General features: G+C 68.0%; 8 protein-coding genes. All 8 read left to right on the forward strand.

The features are described from left to right. The first annotated feature begins 28 nt into the window (after nt 1-28). Nucleotides 29-565, forward strand: a complete 537-nt coding sequence (gene ruvC, locus Q0X16_RS08525; RefSeq protein WP_297833201.1) for a crossover junction endodeoxyribonuclease RuvC — start codon at nt 29-31, stop codon at nt 563-565. Further along, the gene (gene ruvA, locus Q0X16_RS08530) at nt 562-1,149 is read left to right on the forward strand and encodes a Holliday junction branch migration protein RuvA (RefSeq protein ID WP_297833168.1); all 588 of its coding nucleotides are present in this window, start codon (nt 562-564) and stop codon (nt 1,147-1,149) included. The genes ruvC and ruvA overlap by 4 nt, the downstream gene beginning before the upstream one ends. A gap of 31 nt (nt 1,150-1,180) precedes the next feature. After that, complete coding sequence (locus Q0X16_RS08535; protein WP_297833203.1) at nt 1,181-3,070, forward strand: potassium transporter Kup; 1,890 nt, start codon at nt 1,181-1,183, stop codon at nt 3,068-3,070. A 54-nt stretch (nt 3,071-3,124) separates the two neighbouring features. Beyond that, on the forward strand, nt 3,125-4,132 hold the full coding sequence (ruvB, locus tag Q0X16_RS08540) for a Holliday junction branch migration DNA helicase RuvB (RefSeq protein WP_297833170.1): 1,008 nt from the start codon (nt 3,125-3,127) through the stop codon (nt 4,130-4,132). Between the two features lie 22 nt (nt 4,133-4,154). Next, the gene (ybgC, locus tag Q0X16_RS08545) at nt 4,155-4,604 is read left to right on the forward strand and encodes a tol-pal system-associated acyl-CoA thioesterase (RefSeq protein WP_297833172.1); all 450 of its coding nucleotides are present in this window, start codon (nt 4,155-4,157) and stop codon (nt 4,602-4,604) included. Continuing rightward, the gene (gene tolQ / locus Q0X16_RS08550; RefSeq protein ID WP_297833174.1) at nt 4,604-5,392 is read left to right on the forward strand and encodes a protein TolQ; all 789 of its coding nucleotides are present in this window, start codon (nt 4,604-4,606) and stop codon (nt 5,390-5,392) included. Before ybgC ends, tolQ begins: the two co-directional genes overlap by 1 nt. Nucleotides 5,393-5,399: 7 nt before the next feature. Next, the gene (gene tolR, locus Q0X16_RS08555; RefSeq protein ID WP_297833176.1) at nt 5,400-5,858 is read left to right on the forward strand and encodes a protein TolR; all 459 of its coding nucleotides are present in this window, start codon (nt 5,400-5,402) and stop codon (nt 5,856-5,858) included. Nucleotides 5,859-5,868: 10 nt separating this feature from the next. Next, a partial coding sequence (locus tag Q0X16_RS08560; RefSeq protein ID WP_297833178.1) for a cell envelope integrity protein TolA occupies nt 5,869-6,470 on the forward strand: 602 nt, incomplete at its 3' end.

Below are 6,470 nucleotides of genomic sequence, written 5' to 3' on the forward strand. Positions count from 1 at the left end.
GCCAAGTCTGGATCGCGCCGCGCCCGGTATCACCCGGGTGCTCGGCATCGACCCCGGCTCCCAGCGTACCGGGGTCGGGATCATCGACGTGTCCGCCGATGGCAGGCTCGGTCACGTCCACCACCAGCCGATCGTCCTGATGGACGAGGAATCCTTCCCGCTTCGGCTGCGCAAGCTGCTGGACGGCCTGTGGGAGCTGATCGCGCAGTACCGGCCGGATGAGGTGGCGGTGGAACAGGTGTTCCTGTCGAACAATGCGATGAGCGCGCTCAAGCTCGGGCAGGCTCGCGGCGCCGCGATTGCCGCCTGCGTGGCGCGCGATCTGCCGGTCAGCGAATACGCGGCCAAGGAAATCAAGCTGGGCATCGTCGGCAGCGGCGGCGCCGACAAGAAACAGGTGCAGCACATGGTCGGCGCGATGCTGGACCTGCAGGGCAAGCTGCAGGCGGATGCGGCCGATGCGCTGGCGGTGGCGATCACCCACGCGCATGTGCGCGCCAGTGCCGACCGCCTGGGCGTGGCCGCGCGCGCGGCGTGGGGACGCAAGGGCAGGGGACGGCGATGATCGGACGACTGAAGGGCATCCTCATCCACAAGGCGCCGCCGCAGCTGGTGGTCGACGTCCACGGCGTCGGCTACGAACTGCAGGCGCCGATGAGTACCTTCTACGACCTGCCCGAAGTGGGCCGCGAGGTCTTCCTGTTCACCCACTATGCGCAGAAGGAAGACAGCGTCGCGCTGTACGGATTCCTGACCGAACCCGAGCGGCAGCTGTTCCGCGATCTGCAGAAGGTGTCCGGCGTCGGCGCGAAAATCGCGCTGGCGGTGCTGTCCGGCGTGGCGGTGGACGCGTTTGCGCGGCTGGTTCAAACCGGCGACGTGGCGGCGCTGACCCGGGTTCCCGGGATCGGCAAGAAGACCGCCGAACGCATGGTGGTGGAACTGCGCGACCGCGCCTCCGAACTTGGGCGGGCGTCGGTGCCGGGTGCGGCCGGCCTTCCGGGCGATCCATTGTCCGAAGCGATCACCGGTTTGCAGGCTCTGGGTTACAAGCCGTCCGAGGCCGAGCACATGGCCAGGAAGGCGGCGACCGAAGGCGACGATGCGCCGGCCATCATCCGCAAGGCGCTGCAGGCGGCGCTGCGCTGACGGAGGCCGCATGTCCGAACTCCCCCCAGTGATGCGCGAGGCAGACCAGGGCCGCAGGGCCGCGGGGCTGGCGCTGGTGGTGGGCGCCATCGGCGTGGTGTTCGGCGACATCGGCACCAGCCCGCTGTACACGCTGAAGGAAGCCTTCACGCCGCACTACGGCCTCGGCAACGACCACGACACCGTGCTCGGGCTGCTGTCGCTGGTGTTCTGGGCGCTGAACATCGTTGTCACGCTCAAGTACGTGACCATCATCATGCGCGCCGACAACGATGGCGAAGGCGGCATCATGGCCCTCATGGCCCTGGCTCAGCGGACGCTGCGCAAGGGCTCGCGAACCGCCTACATCGTCGGCATCCTGGGAATCTTCGGCGCGTCGCTGTTCTTCGGCGACGGCGTGATCACTCCGGCGATCACGGTCATGGGCGCGGTCGAGGGCCTGGAGGTTGCGGCGCCGGGGTTGGAGCATTTCATCGTCCCGATCACCCTCGTGGTGCTGGCCATCCTGTTCGCGGCGCAGCGCTATGGCACGGCGCGGGTCGGCAAGGTGTTCGGACCGGTGATGTCGCTGTGGTTCGTGTCGCTGGCCGCGATCGGCGTCTGGAACGTGATCGCCATGCCGGAGGTGCTGCACGCACTCAATCCGTGGTGGGCCATGCGCTTTTTCCTCGAGCACGGCGAACACGGCATTTTCATCTTCGGCGCGGTGGTGCTGGCGGTGACCGGCGGCGAGGCCTTGTATGCGGACATGGGGCATTTCGGCGCACCACCGATCCGCCGCGCGTGGTATTTCTTCGTGCTTCCCTGCCTGGTGCTGAACTACCTCGGGCAGGGTGCGGTTGTGCTGCGCAATCCGGCGGCGGCGGCGAATCCGTTCTTCGAGGCGGTGCCGGACTGGGCGCTGTACCCGATGATCCTGCTGGCCACGATGGCGGCGGTGATCGCCAGCCAGTCGGTCATCACCGGCGCCTTCTCGGTGTCGCGGCAGGCGATGCAGCTGGGCTACATCCCGCGCATGCGGATCAAGCACACCTCGCACGACACCATCGGCCAGATCTACATTCCGGGCATCAACTGGGGTCTGGCGGTGCTGGTGTTCGCGCTGGTGCTGGCGTTCCGCAGCTCAACCAATCTCGCCGCGGCGTACGGCATTTCGGTGTCCGGCACCATGCTGATCGACACCCTGTTGCTGGCGCTGGTGGCGCGCATGCTGTGGCCGCGTGCGCGGTACTGGATCTTCGCGTTGTGCGCGGCGTTCTTCGCGCTGGACGTGAGCTTCATCATCGCCAACGGCGCCAAGCTGCTGCAGGGCGCCTGGTTCCCGGTGCTGCTGGGCATCGTCCTGTTCATGATGATGCGCACCTGGCGCCGCGGTCGCGCCCTTCTGCAGGAAGAAATCAACAAGGATGGCATCCAGCTGTCCACCTTCCTGCCCGGACTGATGCTGGCGCCGCCGGTGCGGGTGCCGGGTACCGCCGTGTTCCTGACCGCGGGCACCGGCGTGGTCCCACCGGCCCTGCTCCACAACCTCAAGCACAACAAGGTGCTGCACGAGTGCAACGTGCTGCTGACCGTGGAAACCCTGAACGTGCCCTACGCACCGGCGGGAAAGCGGTTGCAGATCGATTCGATCAGCGGCAAGGATTTCTACCGTGCGATCGTGCGCTACGGGTTCATGGAAACGCCGGACGTCCCGGTGGCGCTGATGGGCAGCTGCGACCAGTGCGACCTGATCTTCAATCCGATGGACACCACGTTCTTCGTCAGCCGCGAAAACGTGGTCTCCGGACGTCGGCCCGGGATGCCGGTCTGGCGCGACCGGCTGTTCGCGTTCATGCATCGCAACGCGGCGCCGGCCACCAACTTCTTCCGGATCCCCGGCAACCGGCTGGTCGAACTGGGCGCGCAGGTCGAGATCTGAGCGTCCGCATAGACGCGCCGCCGCGATGCCGGCAAAAGCGGCGATAATCCACCCATGGCCGACCCCCGCCTCATCGACCCCGACGCCAGCCGCGATGATGCTGCCGTGGAAGCCGGCATCCGCCCGCGCACGCTGGACGAATACCTCGGCCAGCAGCCGGTGCGCGAACAGATGCGGATCTACGTCGAGGCGGCCAAGGGGCGCGGCGAGGCGCTCGACCATGTGCTGATCTTCGGGCCGCCCGGCCTCGGCAAGACCACGCTGTCGCACGTCATCGCCAACGAACTGGGCGTGAACCTGCGCGTGACGTCCGGACCGGTGATCGAGAAGGCCGGCGATCTGGCCGCGCTGCTGACCAACCTGCAGCCGTTCGACGTGCTGTTCATCGACGAGATCCACCGCCTCTCGCCGCTGGTCGAGGAAATCCTCTATCCGGCGATGGAGGATTTCCAGATCGACATCATGATCGGCGAAGGACCGGCGGCGCGCTCGATCAAGCTCGACCTGCCGCCGTTCACCCTGATCGGCGCGACCACCCGCGCCGGCCTGCTCACCGCGCCGCTGCGCGACCGCTTCGGCATCGTGCAGCGGCTGGAATTCTATTCGCCCGACGAGCTGACCCGGATCGTGCGGCGCTCCGCGCAGATCCTGGCGATCGCCTGCGATGACGATGGCGCAATCGAGGTGGCGCGGCGCTCGCGCGGCACGCCGCGGATCGCCAACCGCCTGCTGCGGCGGGTGCGCGACTACGCCCAGGTCAAGGGGCGCGGTGCGATCGATGCCAGCGCCGCGCGCGCGGCGATGGACATGCTGAAGGTCGATCCGGAAGGCTTCGATGAACTCGACCGGCGCATGCTGGGCATCATCATCGATGCCTTCGACGGCGGCCCGGTGGGCGTGGAGTCGCTGGCGGCGGCGCTGTCGGAAGAGCGCGGCACGCTGGAGGACGTGATCGAGCCCTACCTGATCCAGCAGGGCTTCCTGGTGCGCACCGCGCGCGGCCGGATGGCGACGCCCAAGGCCTATCGGCACCTGGGCTTCAAGGAAAGGGGGTCAGAGTGAGTTATCCGAGGAGACGTCCGGCATGAAGGGAAATCCTGGGCGGATAACTCACTCTGACCCCCTTTCCTTCCTCTGGCCCGTCCGCGTCTATTGGGAAGACACCGACGCCGGCGGGGTGGTCTATCACGCCCAGTACCTGGCGTTCATGGAGCGCGCCCGCAGCGAGTGGCTGCGCGCGCTGGGCTTCGATCAGACCTTGCTGCGCGAGCGCGACGATCGGGTATTCGTCGTGCGCGCGATGGATCTGGATTTCCGCGCACCGGCGCGGCTGGACGATCAGCTTTCGGTCAGCGTGGCTCTGCTTGAATGTCGCGGCGCCAGTTTCACGCTGGCGCAGCGGATCGAACGCGGCGATGCGGTGCTGGTCGAAGCCAGGGTCAGGATCGCCGCGGTGCGTGCGTCGGATTTTCGTCCCTGTCCCATTGTGGATTCCCTGCTGGAGCGACTGCGGTCGCCGATGGAGCCGTCTTGATGTTTGCGCTGAACCTGCTGCAATCCGTTCCGGAGGCGCTGCCGGATGCAGCGCCGGTCGATGCCACGACGCTGACCGACGGCGCCGCCGTCGCGGCCACCGCGCATGGCGACAAGGGCCTGGACATCCTCGGGCTGGTGCTGCACGCCAGCCTGCCGGTGCAGTTCGTGCTGCTGCTTCTGCTGCTGGCGTCGATCGCCTCGTGGGTCATCATCCTGAGCAAGAAGCGGCTGCTGGACCGGGCCGAGCGCGAAGCCGAGCAGTTCGAAGGCGCGTTCTGGTCGGGTACCGAGCTGTCGAAACTGTACGCGGCCTCCACCGAGCGCCATCGCGACATCGAAGGCCTGGAAGCGATCTTCGAAAGCGGCATGCGCGAATTCAATCGGGTCGGCCAGCGCCGCGGGGTGGATCCGCGGATGCAGGTGGAAGGCGCCCAGCGCGGCATGCGGGCGACTGCCTCGCGCGAACTCGACGGACTGGAACGCAACCTCGAATTCCTCGCCAACGTCGGTTCGATCAGCCCCTACGTCGGCCTGTTCGGCACCGTGTGGGGGATCATGATCGCCTTCCAGGGGCTGGCGAACATGCACGACGCCACCATCGCCTCGGTTGCGCCCGGCATCTCCGAGGCGCTGGTCGCCACCGCGATGGGTCTGTTCGCGGCGATCCCGGCGGTGTGGGCCTACAACCGCTTCGCCACCCGCGCTGACCGCATGGCGGTGCGCTTCGAGGCGTTCAGCGAGGAGTTCGCCTCGATCCTGCAACGTCAGGCCAACGCGGGCGGCTGAGGTGGCCATGGCCAGCAGAACCGGGCGTCGCGCGCGCAAGCGCAGGCTGCAGTCCGACATCAACGTCGTGCCCTATATCGACGTGATGCTGGTGCTGCTCATCATCTTCATGGTGACGGCGCCGTTGCTCAACGTCGGCGTCGACGTGAACCTGCCGCAGGCCGAAGCGCACGCGCTGGATCAGGCGAAGAAGCAGCCGGTGGTGGTCAGCGTGGGCAAGGACGGCGCGCTGGCGCTTACCTACGAAGGCGTCGAGCGTCCGCAGGCGGTCGATGAAGCCGAACTCGTGGCCAGGGTGAAGGCGTTCGTAGCGGCCGACCCGAACGTGCCGGTGTACGTGGCCGGAGACCGCGAGGTCAGCTACCAGACGGTGTTCGCGGTACTGTCGCTGCTTCAGCAGCAGGCCAACGTGCCGCGTGCCGGGTTGATGGGCGCACCGAAGACGCCGGAACCGGCGCGGAAATGACGCTGCGGCGATGAAGCAGACGCGCGCCGACAACAGCATCGCTGTCGCGCAGGCGCTGGGCCTGCACGTGGTGCTGTTCCTGCTGGTGTTCGTCGGCCTGCGCTGGTCCAGCATAATCCCGCCCGAAGCGGCGCGGGGCGAGCCGATCGAGGCCGAGCTGATCGACGCTTCCGAACTCAGCGCCTCGATGCAGCGCGCGCTGCGGCGGGCGCCGACGGAGCTGCAGGCTCCGCAGCCCGATCCCATGCCCAAGCCTCTGCCGGAGCCGGTGCCGGAGGAAATGCCGGCGCCGCCAAAGCCGCGCGAGCTGCCGCCGCCGGTGCCCGATCCGGCCCCGGTCGAACAGCCGCGCGTACAGCGCGACGCCGCGATGCCGCCGGTGCCCGAGGTCAAGCGCGAGCAGGAAGAACGCCGCCGCCAGCCGCCGCAGGCCGAACTGGATGCGCAGCGGGAAAGCGAGATGGAGCGCCAGCGCCAGCGGCAGATCGCCGATCTGCGCCGCCTGCGCGAGCAGGCGGCCCGCCAGCGCAGCATGGCCGAACAGCGCGCCCAGCAGTTGGCCGACGCCCGCGCCGGGGTATCGAACAATCCTCCCGCGCGCAGCCCACCTTC

The sequence above is a fragment of the Thermomonas sp. genome (assembly GCF_025993755.1).
GTDB lineage: Bacteria > Pseudomonadota > Gammaproteobacteria > Xanthomonadales > Xanthomonadaceae > Thermomonas.

Excerpts from the sequence above, each read along its gene's own strand:
- ruvA (WP_297833168.1), top strand. The coding sequence starts at position 562 with ATGATCGGACGACTGAAGGGCATCCTCATCCACAAGGCGCCGCCGCAG.
- Q0X16_RS08535 (WP_297833203.1), top strand. The coding sequence starts at position 1,181 with ATGCGCGAGGCAGACCAGGGCCGCAGGGCCGCGGGGCTGGCGCTGGTG.
- ruvB (WP_297833170.1), top strand. The coding sequence starts at position 3,125 with ATGGCCGACCCCCGCCTCATCGACCCCGACGCCAGCCGCGATGATGCT.
- ybgC (WP_297833172.1), top strand. The coding sequence starts at position 4,155 with ATGAAGGGAAATCCTGGGCGGATAACTCACTCTGACCCCCTTTCCTTC.
- tolQ (WP_297833174.1), top strand. The coding sequence starts at position 4,604 with ATGTTTGCGCTGAACCTGCTGCAATCCGTTCCGGAGGCGCTGCCGGAT.
- tolR (WP_297833176.1), top strand. The coding sequence starts at position 5,400 with ATGGCCAGCAGAACCGGGCGTCGCGCGCGCAAGCGCAGGCTGCAGTCC.